We start from the raw sequence: 18153 nt of genomic DNA, 5'->3' as shown, positions 1-18153 counted from the left end.
TTCCCCAACAGCTAACATTTTTTCATCTAAAATTTATTTATGAGCGCCTCTTTAGCCGTATTATTTTCCAACTATCAACTTTATACACATCAATTAATTCAATTGCGCTGGCAAGCCAAAAGTCTTAGTCCTTGGATTTGGGCCCCTAAATTGGCCCAATTTGCTCTTGAGGCAGAGCGAGAAAAGGATTTGCTTCTGGATATTATGCTAGCAGAGGGCCAGCTTCCTCCGGCCAGTAAAAGTGCGCAACAGCGCTTGGCCAACATCCCAGATTTGCAGGGCGTGAAAAAAACTTTGCCCAAAATTTTACTGCGTCTTAGAGAGAATAGCCAGCTTATTTTGGGGCAAATTGAGTATTGGGCCAAAGAACAGCCGCAAGAAAAAAGATGGGCCAAACTAAAAGCGGCCCTTGAGGAGCGTTTATCTAGCTTAGAAGCTGGGCCTAAGCGGCAGGAACTCTCTGCCTAATTTTGAAAGCTCTCTTTATTTGCTTAGTTTGAGCCGAACTATTTTTCAATTTTAAATACTATACATGTTAATCATCAAAGTAAAAGACAACGAGCCTATCGATAGAGCGCTCCGTCGTTACAAGCGTAAGGTGCGCAATACCAAACTACTCCGTGAATTCCGTAAGCGCAAGCACTTCGAGAAGAAGTCGGTACAGCGTCGTCATGAGGTCCTAAAAGCGATCTACAAAGACGAGAAAGAAAGAGCGATGGAGGATTAGGCCTTGCCCTAAAGACTTACCAGGCCCTTAGGGGTCGCATAAAATGGACTGTTGATTTTATATCAGTTCATTTTTTTTTGCCCTTTTCAAAAAATCGAGGTAAAATTCGGTCCAGCCCGCCCAGCCTTCAGCGGCATCAAAAGAGCTATTGTGCCAAAGGCTGATGCAGCTGCCAGATACTTCTCGCAGCTCGGCCAGCAACTGATCGCTTAGCGTTTTGGCGGTTTCCACAGAACAAGATAAATAGTTTTTCAGGCTGACATCCATCAGGGCAAAGGGATAAATTTTTAGTTCTTTTTCTTCGTTTTCGCTCAAATCGAACCAATAAAATGGGCGGCTATAGCCTGCTCGAAAGCCAATATTGGCGGCATAGCCCATGCTATAATCCTCTTTGATGCCCAAGGCCATCAGTTGCCGATAAGTTTGGGGAAAGCGCAGGCGCAAAAAGTGCTGTCGACTCTTTTTTGGGGCCTTTTGGGTCCAAAAAGCCAAACGCTTGATTTGCTCGCCCCAATCTCCAGCATAGGCTGGGTGAATTCCTATTTGATTTCCCGCTTGCTGCAGCCCTTGAATTAAGCGGCCCAAAAGGGCGGCCTTCCAAGGCGTGTTTTTATCATAAGGTCCATAATCGCCTAGCAGAAAAAAATAATGCGGAGCAGCAATACCCAAAGATTGATGCGCTTTGGCTAAATGCGAAAAGACATCATAGGGGTCGGGCTCCTGCCCTACTAAAACCGCTAACTGCCGCTTTAGTTCTTTGGGCCTTTGATAGGCATTTTTGAGCAGTTTTCCAGCCTGTCGCCAAAGCGGCAAGCCCTTATATTTGTAGGCAAAATCGATATCATAACTGGGCAAAAACGCATAGGCCAGCGCTTTGATTTTGAGCGCTGGAAACTGCTGGACCAATAGCTCGCCCAAGCGATTAAAATGATAATCTAGCCAAGGCCGCCGTAAATAAGCCGCAAAAAAAGATTGCTCTGCCGAGAAACGCCCATGTGGGTCTTCCTCAAAAGGTAGATGTTCCTCATAGCGACTGAGGGCTAAAAAGGCTAGGCTCAAGAGATCAAAATGAATAATTCCCCCTTTTGCAGCAAGGGCAAAGGGCCAGTTATTTTGGTCCATTTGCCAAACTATAGCGGGCAAGGGCCGAATATCTTCCTGCTCTAAAACCGCAGTAACCTTTGGAATAAAGAGCGGACTCTCCGCCAATTTGCCATAGGCCAACTTAGGGCCAGAATAAGCCAAAAAATCGGCCTTGCTGCTCAAAACATGCAGCAAAAGGCCCAAATGCTGCTCAAAAATCAGGCGGGCAATATATTGCAGACGAGCAGAAGAAAAAGGGGCGTAAAAAGCAAGTAAAGCCATTTAAATGGGATCTTTGGTCCGCAGTAGTTGTTTTCCAGATTCGTCTACTCGCTCGCCCAAATGGTTAATAAAAAAGTTCTCTTTGGCCTGCCAAACCTCTGTTCGGCCATTTCGGAAATGCCCCACAAAGTCATAGACAAAAGGAATCACTTCATTGCCTTCTACATCAATAAAGCCCCATTTATCCCATTTTTTTACGGCCGCTAGGTTTTCGCTAAAATCATAGGCCGCCAAATATTTGGGGGCAATAATGACCGTTTCATCTTTCTTATTATAAAAGCCCCAGCGCTTGCTTTTGGCATCCTGAAAGCGGCTTACATTTTCTAGCAGCTTGACCAAGTTCAGCATGCGGTCAATTTTTTCAAAGGCATCGGCATGCATTTCTCTAACGCCAGAGAGCAAAAGCTCCACAGATTCGGCATAGCGCTGCGCCTCATAAGATTGCTCGGCCAGTTGTTCCGATTCTTGCCAAATAGCCTCTCTTCGGCAAATTTCTATTTTATGTAAAATGACGGCCTTGCTTGGCTTAAAGTCCTCTTCATAAAAATCTAGGGCCTTGCGAAATTCTTCTTTGGCCTTCCCCCATTGCAGCTCCAGAAAAAGAGATTGAGCCGCCTTGATGTGCTTATCAAAGGGCGCTTTTTTTATGGCCAGTTCTTCGGCCTGCAAAAGCTGATTGACTTGCTTAAATAGGCCTTCCATTTCTGCATCTTTGCGCAGTTGCAAGGCATCTTTACAGTTAAAATAGGCGTCTTGATAGCGTTTTTGCTGCCAGGCTTCTCGGGCGGCTCGGGCATAATGTCGAAAATCAATTTCTCGATGGCAACGATCGATTTTGGCCTCCAATAGCTCCCGATGAGGCACAAATCCCTCCCGCCAATGCTCCAAAGCATCTTTGTATAATGGCAGGGCCGAGCGCAAACGCTCCGGCTGTTGCTCCCAATTGGCAAAAAGCGCATCGGCTTCTTGCAATAAATCTTTAAAGGTGTCTTCTAAATCAAATTTTTGCTGCCGGACCTTCAACAGCTTTTGGTTGAGGTCCTGCACCAATTGGTCAAAAAGCTCGTTCTTTACGTTTTCGCTGTCATAAATAGGCAAACCCGCCCGAGGCAAAACGGCCAGTTCTCGATAAGCCGTATCCTCCCACCAACAGGTGTTCAAAATGATGGGCACGACCAGAGTTTTTTCTTTTCGATGTAAAGCTAAGGCCGTTTTTAGATTGCGGCCCGAAAACAAAGGGCTCAAAATAGAGGCCTCACTCAATAATAATAACAACAAATCCGCAGCCTCCATCATCTCGGCCAATTGCTCATAATCGCTGCTCTCCAATTTGGTTTTGCTATACCAAATTTTATTCACCTGATAGGTCTCGTTTTGCTCATCCAATTCTTTGAGATGCTGATAAAGCTCCTCAAATTTAGAACGGTCATCCGGATGATAGGCAATAAAAATATTGAGCGTATAAGTGGCCTTAATATACATCTAGCTAGGCTTTTTATAACGGGCTAGCTTAAGTAAGCCCCATTTGTTGAGTCGATGCTGCAAAGATACACGCAAAACCCCAAAACCATACTTCATCGACCGCCTAAAGTTAATACTCGAGGCTTCTTCAAAGTATTTGGTGGGGCAGGTCACTTCCGCTATGTCAAAACCCGCATAGACAATCTGCGAAAGCATTTCATTGTCAAATACAAAATCATCATCATTGGCATTAAAGTCAATGCCCTCCAATAATTCCCGATGAAAGGCCCGATAACCCGTATGATATTCCGATAATTTGTAGTTGATCAATAGGTTTTGTGTAAAGGTCAAAAAGCGGTTGGCCACATACTTATAAAGCGGCATTCCGCCCTTCAAAGCCCCCATGCCCAAAATGCGAGAACCCAAAACAGCCGGATATAATCCCTCTCCCAAAATATTTACCATAGCCGGAATTAGCTTGGGCGTATACTGATAATCAGGATGCAACATAATCACAATATCGCCCCCAATTTCTAGGGCTTTGTTATAAAGCGACTTCTGATTTCCGCCATATCCTTTGTTGTTTTCATGCCGAATAATATGCTGTATGCCCAGCTCTCTGGCCACATCTACGGTATTATCTCGGCTGCAATCATCACAAAGAATGACTTCATCCACTAAATCAAAAGGGATTTCCTGATAGGTTATTTCTAAGGTTTGCGCTGCATTATAGGCCGGCAAAACGACCACCACTTTTTGTCCTTTATACATGGGCTATTTTTTCTTCTTCTTTTTCTTTTTGTCGGCCGCTTTTTTCAAGTAGCAGGTTTTCAAAACGATAGCGCTGCCCTCTACCTTACAATCCACTTCTTCGGGATTATCGGTGAGGCGGATACTTTTCACTTTGGTCCCTCTTTTTACGACCATCGAGCTGCCTTTTACCTTCAAATCTTGGGTTACAGTTACGGCATCTCCATCTTCGAGCATGTTGCCATGGGCATCTTTTACTTCCATTTCCTTTGCTTTAGTTCAACGAGACAAAGCCCGCTTTTATGTATAATAATGTTCAATTTTTTTCTTGGGGCCTCCGCAGCAAAGCTGCGGCGCTACGTTCCGCAGCTCGCTCTTCGCTCGGCCCTGCGCAAAAAAACAAGTTTTTTTGCTCGGTCTGGCCTGACGGCCACTGCTGCACATCGCTAGGCCGTTTGCCGCCCTACGGGCGGCAAGGCGCTTCGCGCCTTTTGGACCAAGCCCTTCGGCGGGAAGTTAACTATTTTTTTAGTCTTCTTTCTTCTGTTGCTGTAAATAGACCGCTCTAGATACCGCCTGATACTTATCAGAGCCTCCAATTACCTCCTGTTCTTCTTCCTGAGAAAAGCGCTGACTAAAGGGCGCATCTAAGCCCGAGCTCTTACAAACCGCTTTTACATGCGTAATATCATCGCAGCGAGGAATCAAGCGGCTGATTTGCTCAAAGGGCTCTCTTTTGTAGTCTCCGCTGAGGCCACAACATTCTACAATTTTACCCTGATTGGCCCAACGGTCGGCAAAATCAGCCGCATCGGGATAAAACTGAATTTCGTCAATGCAAATGACATCATAATCCTGGACCAGATCGTCTAGTTCGGCTAATTTTGTGCAAGCCGTGGCTTCATACCGCAGTTTGTCATGCGTCACAATCATGGCCGCAGAATCGTCGTAGCGGCAGTCTTTGGCATATTTCACTAATAAACAAGCTTTTCCCGCAATCCGATAGCGGCGGTAGCGAGTGAGTAAGAGGGTGCTCTTGCCCGAGAACATCGGGCCCAAAATAAGGTGTAATTTTCCGTTCATGCTGCGCTTTGGTTTAAGAAGCTACAAAGCAACAGTTTTTTATAGAAAAAGGCAAGTTTTAGCTCTAGAAGAAAAAAGCCCCAAGGCCTAAAAGGTCTTGGGGCTTTTCGCTTTTTTTTCTCTTCCTAGCGATAATCGGGTTGGTCCAGAATATACATATCTTCTTTTTTGCGGATCACCTCTTCCATTTTGGCGGTTTCTAGGTTTTCGGCATCTGTCATATCACATTTAATGAGGATGGTCCGATAGAAAGTGGTGTTTTCCATATCTGTTTCACGCAGGCTCGCCCCTTCCAAATTTGTTTTTTCTAGGTTTACGCCCACCAAGCTTGCGCCCGTAAAGTTGGTCCCTTCACAATTGGCTTTGCGTAGGCGGGCCCCAGTGAGGTCGGCCATGCTCAGGTCGGCATTTTTGAGATTGGTGCGGCGGAGTTCGGCTACTTTGCCATTAAACTCGCCAAAGTCGGCACCAGAAAGGTTAGCCTCTTCTAAGACAGTTTCATAGAAGTTTACCCCTCTTAGGTCGGCTTCGCTCAGGTTGGCCCCACTAAGGTCCATATTAGAGAGGTCCATGCCCGAAAGGTCGGCTCCAGATAGATTGATGGCCTTATCGGGAAAATTTTTGCGGTAGGCATCCCAATATTTTTTGCCCTTTTTGAGCATACGGTATTGCTGCTCGTCCATTTCGCCTTCTTCTTGGGCCAAAAGGCCAGTAGAAAAGCTAAAAAAGCAAATGAAAAGGAGGCTAAAGAGTGAAAGTGTTTGTTTCATGGTCATTATTTTTTGTCAAAAGATAGCTAATGCCCAGCAGATAACAAATAGCGTGCAATAAAAAAATAGCTAGGGCTATGCCTTTAAAAAATGCCTTGACTAGCTTAAAATTTTTATCAAAGACTGGCCGAAGCGCAGAGCTCCTATTTGGCCTAGCGATGCGGCGGGGTGGCCGTCAGGCCAGACCCAGGCGGCAAAGCCGCCGCAGGGCCGAGCAGACCTGCGAGCCCCAAAGCGTAGCGCCGCAGCTTTGCTGCGGAGGCCCCAAAAACAGCACTAACTATTTAATTTTGGATAGGCCCAAACGATCAGCCATTGGCCCAGGGTGTAGGTAGACATGATGCCAAAGCCCGCCAAGAAAAAATTGGGATAGACAAAGGCGTTGAGTCCAATCATGAGGTCGGAAATGAGGAAGAGAAAGGCCCCCAAGCCCAGGGCGCCCAAGGTTTTTGCGGCCTGTTTTTTATAGACCGTCAGGGCCAAAATGCTCATGCTGCCTAGGGCCAAGGCGTAGAGCGCCACCGCAAAAGGCAAGATGGGATCCTCTAATAATTTGGGCAGGGCCAAAAAATAAAAGCCAAAGGCCAGCGACAAAATCAGGGGCGCAAAAATGGGTCGGCGGCCCAAAAAGGAGGACCAAGAGCGCCGCTGAAAAAACAAATAACTGTAGAGCAACTGCATCAATAAAAAGCTGCCGAGGCCCAAAATAAAATAGGCATCGCCTAGCATGAGGGCGACATCTCCGCCCCAGGCAAAAAGCAAAGCCAGTACAAAAAGGAGGTCGTTTTTTCGGGCATTTTGGGGCAAACTCCAATAAAAACGGAGGGCCAAAATGGGCATGAGCAAAGGCTTACAACTATAATCTAGCTGCTGATCTAGGGGGGCATCGGACAAGCGGCCCAGCAAACAGCCCAAGCTAGCCAGCGCATAGAAAATATCTAAAAGCCAGATTGGTTTTTTCATCGCTTGAGGTCTTCGGGATAATCAATGCCATGGCTTTCGTACTGCGTTTCGGCCATATAAATGGGGTAGCCCGCCTCTAGCCAGCGCAGCTGCTCAAGGGACTCCGCCTGTTCTAAGGCCGAGGGAGAGAGCGCCAACAACTTGGGCAATAATTGGGCATCATAGCCATAGAGGCCAATATGTTTGTAGTAATTGTGTTTGGCCAAGGGGTTTTCCTCTCCTCTAAAAAAGGGAATGGGAAAACGGCTAAAATAAAGGGCCTGCTGTTGGGCATTGACCACCACTTTAACCACCTGAGGCGCCTCGAGCATTGTTTTTTGCTCAATTTTTTTCATCAGGCTGCTAATGCCGCCTGGTTGTAGCGCTCCTTTGAGTTCCTCCAATTGTTCGGGCTGAATAAAGGGTTCATCGCCCTGAATATTCACCACAAAATCAAAATCTTCTCCCTGCGCTTGCAATTTGGCCAGCACCTCTCCTACTCTATCGCTGCCCGAAGGATGATCTGGGCGGGTCATCATGGCCAGGCCACCTCGGGAAGTCACCGCATTAAAAATGCGGTCGTCATCGGTAGCGACCACTAATTTGGTCCAATTTACTTTTTGGGCCTGCTGATAGACCCGCCAAACCATGGGCTGGCCATCAATATCGGCCAAAGGCTTGCCAGGAAAACGGGAAGAGGCGTAGCGGGCTGGAATTACAGCTAAAATTTTCATTGGAAAAATCAATTATAATGTGCTTGTAAGCGGTTAATAATTTTTAGCCATTGGGGGGCGCTACCGTCTATGGTTCGGCGCAGCCAAAAAGCTAGAATTTCGGCCTCATAATCATTATCTCGGTAATCAAAGGCCTGGGGATATGCTTGGCTAATTTTCTTGCGCTGCTCCAAAGTTTGCTTAAAAAACTGCTCATAAGCCTTATTGGCCATAATTTTCTCGTAGGAAATGCCCTTTTGCATCAGGGCCTGATATTGGCTTTTGAGGCTAGTCATTTGGGCCTCATCTTTCCAAGGAAGTAGTTGTCCGTAGGCCCAAGTTTGCAAGAGCAAACGGTCAAAAGGGGCGGGCATAGTTCGGTTTTTGGCCCAATCTGCTGTTTTCAGCTCTTGGTCGAGCCCCTTATACAGCTGCTCTAGCAAGGCGGGATTATGGTAGCCAAAGCTAGTTTTATTCTCCAAGTCGAGTAGTTCATCGGTTTGGCAGCCGCCCAGAAAAAAGTTGGCAGGCTTAATCTTTTGCCAATCTTTTTGCCCAATTAAAGAGCTGAGGTGCAGAAGGGCTGTGCGGTAGCCTCCTTTGGGGCCATAATCTACATCTTTCTTGGCCCGCCCCATAAACATCGTTTTGGGCAGGGTATGAAAAAGGTGGTCGGCCAAATCGCTAAAGCCTTGGGCATCGGCTAGTGTTTTTCCTCTGTGCATCTGCGGCAACTGTTCGGCCTGTTCGCTCAAATGCTGGCCCAAACTGGGGCCGCTAGGGGTTTCGGCCTTAGGCAAAGGCGCGATTGGTTCTGTCTTTTCTGTTTTTGGGGCCGACTCACAAGCCAGCAAAAAAAGGGGAAGGCTTCCCCAAAGAAGTAATTGTTTTTTCATGCTTTTTTCTTTGGGGAAAGATAAGAAAGTTCTGCGATTCCCCTAATCTTGCATCCCTGGAGAATAATCTACTTTTTCTACCTTCAGGTCTTCATTCCAATCTACAATCCGAACCTTCAGGTCTTCGCCATAATCTACCTTTTGCCATTGTCCACAATCATCTGCGCCCCATTCTACAAATTGGACCTTAATATCTGCATCATAGTCGACATACTTGATCTTAATATCTTCTCCATGCTCTACAAACTTCACTTTGCCTTTTAAGGGCAGGCCATTAAAGGCACAACGCGCCTTGGGGTGGCAATAAGGCATAATGGTCGAAAACAACATGAGAAAGCTGCTGGCCATTTTAATTTCGCTTGAGGCTTCTGGCAAATTATCTTGCAAATCCCAACTTTCCCAGTTTTTATCACCGCCAATGTAGCGGGTGTTAAAGGCTAGGCGGCCTGTACTTTCTCCAAAATCTGGAACCAGCTCCCATTCTTCCCAGGCTTTTTCGCTGCTGCTGTATTTCGTCCGAAGTAGATAGACTTCATCGGGGGCGGCTTCGCTATAAATTTCCCATTCTTGCCAGGCCTTATCTCCATGTTGAAATAAACTGCGCATGACAATACGCTCTTTTCCCTGCCATTCCCATTCTTGCCATTTTTTGCTCCCAATGCCTGTTGGATTAGCTTGGGCATCTACGGTTTCTCCCTCTATTCGCCAATCTTCCCAAGCATTTTTGCCTGAATAGGGCATATAAATTTTCACTTTTTCGTTGGCGCTATTTCGCAACCACCAAGAGCGCCAACTTTCTTTGCCGATATACTCGGTTTCCAACTGTTTTAGGGGGCTAGCTTCTTGGGCCAATAGGGGCTGGCCAAAAAAGCCGAGAAGCATGAAAAGACTAATTACTGATTTCATATATTTTGTTTTTGCTGCCGATTGCAAAAATTGCGCAAAAAAAAACAGCTCTATACAGAGCTGTTTTTTATCTCGAAAGCGATGAATTAACGCAATGACTTCTCTTTATCATTGTATTTTTTCCAGTTCGCATCATCATTTTTGCGGGTGTACACTTCTTTGAGGGCACGGATGAGGCCTAGATCATCTGGATTTACTTTTTCGGCTTCTAGCAAGCGGGCCAAACCTTCATCCAAATAGCTCATGTATTCTTTTTGCAAAGCCTCGCCCTTTTCTTTTTCCTTAAGGCTTAGGCCCTTCATCTGAAGCACAAAGTAGTTAGAGTGGTTGACATAAATGGCGCCCAAACTGTATAGCGAGTTAAAGTGGTCGGCTTTAAGTGCTTTTGTTTTTTCGTACCATTTTACGGCTTTCTCAAAATAGCTTTTTGCCTCTGCATAAGCGGCTTTGTCTGTTTCGGCTTTTTCTAGGGCCTTACGGAAAAGCTCATCGTACATATTGCCCAAAACAAAATGCAGTTCTACATTCTCTTTATCGGCTTCTACAGCTTGCTTAAGTTCTGACTCCAATTCTGCTAGACGCCCCTCGGCCAAAGCGATGTTAATCTCTGCAATGAGTAGATCAAAATTGGTGGCATATTTATCGCGGCCTTTTTTCAAGATAGTTTTGGCTGCAGCTGTATTTCCTTCATTAAAGTAGCCTAGCGCCAGTTTAGAGTAAGCGGTTTGCTCATTGGCTTCAGAAAGGCTTCCCTTTTCTAGGGCAGGCAAAAGCAGGGCTTCGGCCTCTTTGCTTTTTTTATTGCTCACGGCAGCCAGACCGCCCAAAAAGCGAGCATTACTAACCATATCTACAGTATTACCTGCGGCTTCAAAAGTCAGGTCAATTTTACCTTTGGGGTCAAAGGCAGCCGTTCTTTCTGGAATAGCGGCCACTCTACGAAAGTTCTCGTAGGCTGCCGTCCAATCTTGACCATTAAAGGCGGCTGTAGCGGTATTATAAAGAGCAATTCCCGCATTCTTAAAGCCGGTTCTAAAGTCGCCTTTTCCCTTAATTTTACTTTTGGGCTTGCCTTTGGCTTCCACTTCGGCCTCGGCCATACTCAATGCTTTTTCATAAGCATCATAGCATTCGATAGCGGCATTGGGGTACTTGGGTCCTAGTTCTGCATCCGAAGCGATTCGGTGATAAATCTGCCCCTTATACTTCCAGCTTTTTACGTCATCCTTGGTCTTTTCATGCAAAACGACTTTGTCAATATTCGTTTTAGCTCGCTCTAAAACGCCCTTTTTGGCAGGCGCTCCACTATAATCCATAAGGTCCATAAAAGCGGAAGTTCGCAAATTGTTTTGTGCCTGTACGGCTACTCCCATTCCCACAAAAGCCGCTATGGCCAGATATTGCTTCATTTTCATAATAAAAATTCATTTGTTTTTGATGCACATTTTTTGTGCTGTTGTCGGTTAAGTTTGTTCTTTTTTTGGGGCCTGCCGCGGCCGGGCCCTTGCAGGGCTCGCAGGTCTGCTCGGCCCTTCGCTTTTTTCGCTTTGCTCAAAAAGCTCGGTCTGCCGCTGCGCGGCACCCTTGCAGGCCCCTAGGCCGTCGGGCCTTCGGCCCTCTTCCCAAGGCTGCTGAGGCGGGGCAAATTTACGCTAAAATATTTTGTAAAAAAGGTAAAAGTGCCTTTTCCAGTTCTTCGGGCCAGGCTTCTAGCCTACTTTCTTTGGATGCGCTCCCCTCTGCTTTTGGTGGATGTTTGGCCAGTTGTAACATTTTTTGCCGCTCCGAGCGACTAAACTGGCTAAAACTACGCCTTAATAAGGGCAGCAATTCCTGAAACTGTCTGGCTGGCAGAGCGCTTAGCCACTGGTCCAAAATCAACCAAAGCGACTGATTGTGAATCAACAGCAGCCCACTCCCATACAAAAATCCTTCTATCCAGGCGGCCGCAGCTGCTCGCTCCTGACCCAAAGAAAGGGCCAAACTCATCTTGGCGGCTAGCTGCTCTAAGGGCAATACCTTTTGGTCAAAAAGTAGGCGCAAGGCCAAGCCCTGCAAATTAGCCCTCAAGCCTTTTTGCTCTCCCAACTGTAATAGGGCCGACTGCCAAAGGGCCAATTGCTCCTCCTCATTGAGCAAAACCACTGCCTGATGCAATTTGATTATGGCCTTAAAAAAGGCCGCAGAAGCTTCTTCATCTAGGGCCGTAGCCGCCCGCGGCAAGGCCACCACCACCCTAGCCAATAATTGCTCCACCAATTGCCCCAAAGTAGAAAGGTCCGTTTGTCGAACATCTCCATAACGCAACACCTGCACTAAGGGCGGCAAAGCATCCATGAGCATCAATACATCTTTGGTCAGAGCCGCTCGATGCTGAAATTCAGCCAAAAGTTGCTGCATCAATTCGGGCAAATGCGCCTTAAGCACCAATTCCAATAAATTACTCAAATCCTCTAAGCGCTGCATCTCTTTGGCCTTAGCCAAACTCATTTGCTCCGCAGCCAATAGCAAGGTATTTCCGTAGGTGTTGGCCTCTATAATATGTAGGGCAAAATCTGCCTGCCACTTCAATTGCCAATATTCGTTGCGGCTACTCTTTTCACGGCCCGTTTGGGCCTCTTCTTGGCCCCAGGGCAGACCAATTAGGCAAAGGCGATGCAAAAACCGACTCTGTTCTCGGTCAAATTCATTCCGCAAGTCTAAGCCGCCTCTGGGCCTAGATTTTGTGGCCTTTAGCCAAAGTGCCTCCGATGATTGACGGTATTTTTTAAGCTTCAAACTTTTAATCTGCCGATCTATATCTTCTTGCAATGGCAAACTGGGAATATCCGCAGAGACCTCCCCAAAGGCTTCCCCCACAATCAATCGCTTGCGCAAAAGGGCCAAGGCTTCCGTTTCTCCTTGTGTAAATAAGGTTTGGGCCGCCTCAAATAATTCCTGAATGCCTGGCAGCATCTGCCCTCGCAAATGGGCCGTGGCCTGGGCCAAACGAATGGCATCAATGACCTGAGCCGGACTAGCCGACAAGCCTTCCGCTCTAAATAATTGCGCCGCCCGACTCATCCAACGCAAAACCGCTTCTTCTCTATTCTCAAATAATAGGCTGTACCAAGCTGGCGAAACAATACCGGCCCCATAACCCGCCTCTCTAGACAAACGCTCATAGGACCAAGGGATCCAACTTGCCGCCGTTTTCACCTTGGGCAAGCCCCGAAGCAAAGCATTATCTGCCTTTTCAGAAAAAGCCGATAAATCTAGTGCGGGCGTATGCCAGGCCCCACAAACCACCACTACTTTTTTAAACTGTCGGCGCTTGGCCTGACGTAAGGTTTTGCGCATATAAGCCTCCCTCAAGGCTTCTATAATTCCGTTTGCCGTGGGTTGATGCGGCATATCCTTACGCAATTCCTGCATCAAGCTCAAAATTTGGGCAAAAAGGGCCGCAGGCTCCCCATCGTATTGTTCAAAATGGACCTCCCACCAACGCTCACTATCTTCATAACCCGCCAATTTGGCCATATAGCCCAAGGGGTCTTTTCTGATTTCATCCTGATTGATCGACTGATTTTCTAGGGCGGGCGCTTCTAGCTCCTCGGCTGCCTGCTCCAAGGCCGAAGCCTCTGTTGTCTGTAAACCAAAGCGAATAGATTGCGGCAAATCAAAATGCCAAAGCGGAATATTTTGCGCTTGGGCATAACGCATAGCCTGCCACTCTGGAGAAAAAGCGGCAAAGGGATAATAAACAGCTTGTTGTAAATTCTTTGGATTATAAATGAGTTGGGCCAATGGAGGCTGCATATCCTCTCGGTCCAAATAAGGCAGTAAAGCATCGGCATCTTCTACCCCCTCCAGCAAAATAAGCTCTGGCTGATAGCTTTCTAAAAAGGCCGCTAGCGCCCTAGCCGAACCTGGTCCATGATGTCGAATGCCTAACAATTGTAAATCCATAAATTCTTTTTTTGAGCAGATATTGAGCCGCTGAAAGATAAGGAACTTTGGATAGAACTCATTTCAAAATGTCTTTCTTGTCGTTTTTGAGCCCTAATTTTAAAGGCGGAGCAAGATTTATTTTTGTTTTTTGGGGCCTGCCGCCTTCGGCGGCCGGGCCCTTTCAGGGCTCGCAGGTCTGCTCGGCCCTGCGCCGCTTTCAGCGGCTGGGTCTGGCCTGCGGCCACCCTTTCAGGCCCCTAGGCCGAATGGCCTTCGGCCATGGGCTGCAGGTTGAAACCTACAGCCAATTTAGGTACAGCAGAGCCCACTCCTGACCAACAATTGGCCTGCAGCTTAAAAGCCGCAGGGCCTGAAAACATAATACCTCCTTCCCACAAACAAAGCAGGGGCTTTTAAGCCGCTGCGGCGAGAAAGACCAAGGCCAAACAAGAATGGCTGCGGCCTTTAGGCTGCAGACAAACGGCCTAGCGATGCGAAAGGGGGCGGCGAAGCCGCAGACCAAGGAGCGAAGCGACGAAGGGCCGAGCAGACCTGCGAGCCCTGACAACAAGGACTTTAGTCCGCAGTTCGACGACCAAAGGGAGTAACCGTAGCGCCGCAAGGCGAAGCCGCAGCGGAGGCCCCAAAAAACTACCAATCAATTTAATATATTTATACATATATTAGATATAACTAATATTATTAGGAAGCTTATTGCTCCTTGCTGCCATCCTTTGACCATTTTGATGAATTTTGATTAACTAGTCCGCCAAGAGGCAATAAGAGTAGAGACTAAGAGGCTTAAAAATAATATGAATATATATACATAAGGCAAAGAGGAGGCTAGCAGCGAGAATATAGTTATCAGCGGCGCCTGCTTCCAGGCTATTCCTTCTTGATTATAGTAAACTAGCATATACCCTAAATAGGAAACTATTAATGCAACTGCGATTAGCCCATAGTAATAGCCCAATTGTTTCATGAAATTTTCGGACCGTCTCCAGTTGCGGCCTTCAATAACTCCAGCAATAAATACTATAAATGTAATTATTAGCCATGACCAATATATGATAATATAGTGCATAAAAATATTTTTATTAGGCCAAGCAAAAAGGCGAGCAGCTGCCAATTTCATTCTCTTTCACCCAACTCATAATGAAAATGCTCTAGTGAAGCCGAGCTGAATTTTTGTATAAAAACAGGCGTTTTTTGCTGCTCATTTTTAGGCGTAAAATAATGGTTTTCGATAGCCCAGTCATAAACTCCTTCATTAAGAGGATACTTTGTTAGAAGACCTGACAAACCATATTTTTTTATCCATGCCTCAGCTTTATCCATACTAGAAAAAACAGCTGTACAGAGTCGAGCTCCACTTCCTTGAAAAACATAAATATAATTACTCATCTTGTATTATTTACTAGCCTTGCTACAACCCTAAAATCCATACTCCATTTTATGCTCATTTTTTAGCAAGCTACTCTTCGTAGTAATGCTTGCTCCAGATTTCTTGCAGCTCATCAAAAGTTTTTACTCCATCAGAAAATCGCGCTTTTAAATCTGAAAAAGTAAACTTTAAGACAGAACAACGATGACCAAACCCAAACAAAAGAACGAAGGTAACTTCTGTCCTTTTAGTCATAGGAACAGGCTTGAAATCAACATCGTTAATTTCACAGTCATCCAATTCCTCAATTTCACCTAAGCTAATATTTTTAAAATCAGAAAACTGAATGGTTAATTTGGGTTCATCATAGATGAGCTCTACCTCTGCCTCGATCCATTTATTATCAAAATCAATCTTTAAGCTCAGTAAAGTAGAGTCGTGAAATTCCACTTCTTTTAAATCTTCAACAGTAATATTTACCATAGTTATTCTTTAAGGTTTATGATCGCCTGACTAAGCCTTTTTTCTAGATTTAAATTCCTTAAGGCTAGTTATTTTTTGGGGCTTAGCTGGCTGCAGGTTAAAACCAGCAGCCATACAACAACCCCATTCTACATCTATAGTGCGGAGAGGATTAAAATCCTCGACCGCTTTGAACAAGGGTTGTTTTTTCTTCGGTAGTTTGATTTTGCTTTTGTCTCCCCCATAAATTTCATAGGAACCCTAGGGCCAAGGCCCTAGGCTATTGAAAAAATCGCCATCCCCTCATTCGAGGGGATTTTCTGTTCCACTAGGCTCCATCAGCAAAGAAAGGCTAAAATGTTTATTTATGGAGGGTTTCAACCCTCCATTGAACACAAAAATGCATTCGTTAATTGGCTGTAGGTTTCAACCTACAGGCCCATATAGCAGGCCCCTAGGGCCGCAGGCCTAGCGATGGTAGGCAGTGCGGCAAAGCCGCAGACCCAGCAAAAACTTGTTTTTTGCGCAGGGCCGAGCGACCCGACCAACGGGAGCCGACGCAGCGAAGCAAGTAATAGCGAGCTGCCGAACGACAACAAGGACTTTAGTCCGCAGTTCGACGACCAACGGGAGTAACCGCCGCCACATTATATTCAGCGGAGGCCCAAAAAATAATCCTCCTCAATAAAAAATTGGGGGAAATGGAACTTATTTAGGTAAAAAAGCAATATCAATCGCTTTTTTTGTAACTTAATGCTGCCAACATTTAACCTACTTATGGATAGCCGTGCAGGGCTAAACAGGCCATTGCCCAGCCACAGCCATTAAAACCTTAAAAATGACAAAAGTAGAACTGATCGCTGCCTTAGAAGAGGCGCAGTCGAAAGCTGATTTCTACCAATTGGATAGTTTAATTGAAGAGGCCAAAACAGAATATGGCGAAGAGGCCTTCTGTTTTTATTATCAGGCCGAATACTATCGTTTGCTCAAGGACCAAGAGCAGGCGATTGATTTTTACCAAAAAGCAATTGCCATCTCGCCCCAAGCCAATTATCGTTTGGCTCTGGCGCTGAGCTTGTTGCAAAAAGGAGAAGCCAAGGAAGCCCTGGCCCTTTTGCAGGCCTTGCAAAAAGAAATTCCAGAAGAAAAAGACTTGCAATATGCCCTAGCGCTTTATTATAGTAGCCAGGGAGAGGAAGAAAAAAGCCTTTTGCAACTCAATAAGCTGTTGGCCCAAGCCCCCGATGATGTTTTGGCCCTCCGCCTAAAAGTGGATAGCCTAGAGCAACTGGGACAATATGAAGAGGCCCTCCAAAGTCTACAGTTTTTGAAGGGAGAAGAGCTCGGCGCTATCTTATTGGCCCAGCAAGAAATTGCTCTACTCAAAAAGCTAGAACGCAGCGAGGACGCCATTAAGGCCTATCGAGATTTAATTGCAAGCGACCCCAAAAACATTGAATATCGCCTCGCTTTGGGCGATTATTATATGCAGTTGGCCAATTATGAAGAGGCCCAATATTGCTTTGCCGATGTACTGGACCTTGAAAAAAAACAGGGCGGTCAAACCGCTTATACCCTCAAGAAAAAAGGCCGTGCCCTTCTCTATCGCAACCAACTAAAAGAAGCACAAGCCGATTTTAAAGCCGCCATGAAAACCGAAGGCGATGATAGCGAAAGTTATCTGCTTTTGGCCCAAACTGCAGAACGGCTCGGGCAGTTGCCCATGGCCAAAATGTACTTGGAACTCGGCCTCGATATGGCCGCCTATAACCGCTGGCCCCTCTATCAAAAACTCGGACAGATTGCCCTGGCCCTAGAAGAATGGACCGAAGCCGAAAAAGCTTTTGAAGGCATGACCCGAGAAGCCGCCGGCAAAGCAGAAGGCTTTTATCAACTTGGCCTGCTCTATATCCGCCAAGGCGATTTGGCCAATGCCTACGAAATGCTCCTAGAAGCCGATGAGGAGTTTCATGAAAAGGCCATGGATATGCTCAAGCTGCATTGTGCCGACTTCCTCGCCAAAAAGGCCAAGGAAGAAGAAGGGGAAATGCTGGACGAATTTGCTGCCGCTATGGCCGAAAATGCCCAATCTCCCTTTATTCAGCAGGTTGATGCCAAGCTGTGGACGGTCCACCGCAAAGCCACAATTGCTCAAAATCCCTTGCTCAAGGAGCTACCCAAAGAGATGCAAAGCCTCTTGCTCAAAGCCTTTGAGGGCATGCTTTTGCAACTTACCCCCAAGGGACTTTTCCTCCTTAATTTGGGCCAAAAACCCACTCGCGCCATTTATCGCATCCTCAAAGAGGCTAGCTCTGGCGTAGCCATCGAGCTGCAACCGCTAGACAGTGGCAAAATGAGCCAAAATATGCAGTTCCGCCTCCGAAAAGCCTTCTTTGTGCTCTGTGGCATTGGCGAGGGAGACGCAAAACTCGACATTTATTTCCAAGAACAATCGCCTAAAGATTTGCCCGCCGCCATTAAGGCCGCCTATAAAAAAGCGCATCAGGCAGAAGAACTGGCTTTTTTGAAGTAGTTCTTGGCTCCAATATATCCCAAAGGGCGCTAGCGAATTGGCTAGGGCCCTTTTTCTGTTTAGGAGGAGATGTATTTTCTTTTGGGGCTGCCCCGCCCTGCGGGCGGGTCGGGCCATTGCGCAGCTCGCAGGTCTGCTCGGCCCTGCGTCGCTTCGCTCCTTGGTCTGCCGCCTTCGGCGGCCCTGCTACAGCCCCTCAGCCGAAAAAAAAGGCCCAAAACAGTAGTTTTG

17 protein-coding genes are annotated in these 18153 nt (G+C 46.5%); 3 read left to right on the top strand and 14 right to left on the bottom strand.

Features of this window, described 5'->3' with window-relative positions:
* Positions 1–39: 39 nt before the first annotated feature.
* Positions 40–468, top strand: a complete 429-nt coding sequence (locus SGRA_RS17260; protein WP_015694095.1) for a hypothetical protein — start codon at positions 40–42, stop codon at positions 466–468.
* Between the two features lie 64 nt (positions 469–532).
* Entirely contained in the window at positions 533–727 is a 195-nt protein-coding gene (rpsU, locus tag SGRA_RS17255) for a 30S ribosomal protein S21 (protein ID WP_002661178.1), read from the top strand.
* Positions 728–784: 57 nt separating this feature from the next.
* On the opposite strand, the gene SGRA_RS17250 is transcribed toward rpsU, so the two are convergent.
* From SGRA_RS17250 to SGRA_RS17175, 14 genes are all read right to left on the bottom strand, one after another.
* Positions 785–2092, bottom strand: coding sequence for a polysaccharide deacetylase family protein (locus SGRA_RS17250; RefSeq protein WP_015694094.1), 1308 nt, complete (start codon positions 2090–2092; stop codon positions 785–787).
* Complete coding sequence (locus tag SGRA_RS17245; RefSeq protein WP_015694093.1) at positions 2093–3574, bottom strand: WG repeat-containing protein; 1482 nt, start codon at positions 3572–3574, stop codon at positions 2093–2095.
* Positions 3575–4324, bottom strand: coding sequence for a glycosyltransferase family 2 protein (locus SGRA_RS17240; protein ID WP_015694092.1), 750 nt, complete (start codon positions 4322–4324; stop codon positions 3575–3577). It abuts the gene before it with no gap.
* 3 nt (positions 4325–4327) lie between these two features.
* Positions 4328–4567: a zinc ribbon domain-containing protein YjdM gene (locus SGRA_RS17235; protein ID WP_002661184.1), complete on the bottom strand. Its 240-nt coding sequence runs from the start codon at positions 4565–4567 to the stop codon at positions 4328–4330.
* 264 nt (positions 4568–4831) lie between these two features.
* Positions 4832–5386: a thymidine kinase gene (locus SGRA_RS17230; protein WP_015694091.1), complete on the bottom strand. Its 555-nt coding sequence runs from the start codon at positions 5384–5386 to the stop codon at positions 4832–4834.
* Between the two features lie 125 nt (positions 5387–5511).
* On the bottom strand, positions 5512–6156 hold the full coding sequence (locus SGRA_RS17225) for a pentapeptide repeat-containing protein (protein WP_015694089.1): 645 nt from the start codon (positions 6154–6156) through the stop codon (positions 5512–5514).
* A 276-nt stretch (positions 6157–6432) separates the two neighbouring features.
* The gene (locus tag SGRA_RS17220; protein WP_015694088.1) at positions 6433–7119 is read right to left on the bottom strand and encodes a lysoplasmalogenase; all 687 of its coding nucleotides are present in this window, start codon (positions 7117–7119) and stop codon (positions 6433–6435) included.
* Positions 7116–7832: a 3-deoxy-manno-octulosonate cytidylyltransferase gene (gene kdsB, locus SGRA_RS17215; protein ID WP_015694087.1), complete on the bottom strand. Its 717-nt coding sequence runs from the start codon at positions 7830–7832 to the stop codon at positions 7116–7118. The genes SGRA_RS17220 and kdsB overlap by 4 nt, the downstream gene beginning before the upstream one ends.
* An 8-nt stretch (positions 7833–7840) precedes the next feature.
* Positions 7841–8707, bottom strand: a complete 867-nt coding sequence (locus SGRA_RS17210) for a hypothetical protein (protein WP_015694086.1) — start codon at positions 8705–8707, stop codon at positions 7841–7843.
* 42 nt (positions 8708–8749) lie between these two features.
* On the bottom strand, positions 8750–9613 hold the full coding sequence (locus tag SGRA_RS17205; RefSeq protein ID WP_015694085.1) for a 7(1) septoil knot domain-containing protein: 864 nt from the start codon (positions 9611–9613) through the stop codon (positions 8750–8752).
* 86 nt (positions 9614–9699) lie between these two features.
* A complete protein-coding gene (locus SGRA_RS17200; protein WP_015694084.1) occupies positions 9700–11028 on the bottom strand; it encodes a tetratricopeptide repeat protein in 1329 nt (442 codons plus the stop codon).
* Between the two features lie 232 nt (positions 11029–11260).
* Complete coding sequence (locus tag SGRA_RS17195) at positions 11261–13561, bottom strand: DUF5682 family protein (protein ID WP_015694083.1); 2301 nt, start codon at positions 13559–13561, stop codon at positions 11261–11263.
* Positions 13562–14674: 1113 nt separating this feature from the next.
* Complete coding sequence (locus SGRA_RS17180; protein ID WP_015694079.1) at positions 14675–14947, bottom strand: DUF7710 domain-containing protein; 273 nt, start codon at positions 14945–14947, stop codon at positions 14675–14677.
* Positions 14948–15017: 70 nt separating this feature from the next.
* Positions 15018–15377, bottom strand: coding sequence for a hypothetical protein (locus tag SGRA_RS17175; protein WP_245538577.1), 360 nt, complete (start codon positions 15375–15377; stop codon positions 15018–15020).
* An 850-nt stretch (positions 15378–16227) separates the two neighbouring features.
* Between SGRA_RS17175 and SGRA_RS17170 the strand changes: the two genes are divergently transcribed.
* Positions 16228–17922, top strand: a complete 1695-nt coding sequence (locus SGRA_RS17170) for a tetratricopeptide repeat protein (protein ID WP_015694076.1) — start codon at positions 16228–16230, stop codon at positions 17920–17922.
* Positions 17923–18153: the final 231 nt, after the last annotated feature.

The organism is Saprospira grandis str. Lewin (assembly GCF_000250635.1).
Classification (GTDB): Bacteria; Bacteroidota; Bacteroidia; order Chitinophagales; family Saprospiraceae; genus Saprospira; species Saprospira grandis.
Note: the sequence above shows the minus strand (reverse complement) of the source record. Positions and strands in the feature narration are given on the sequence as shown.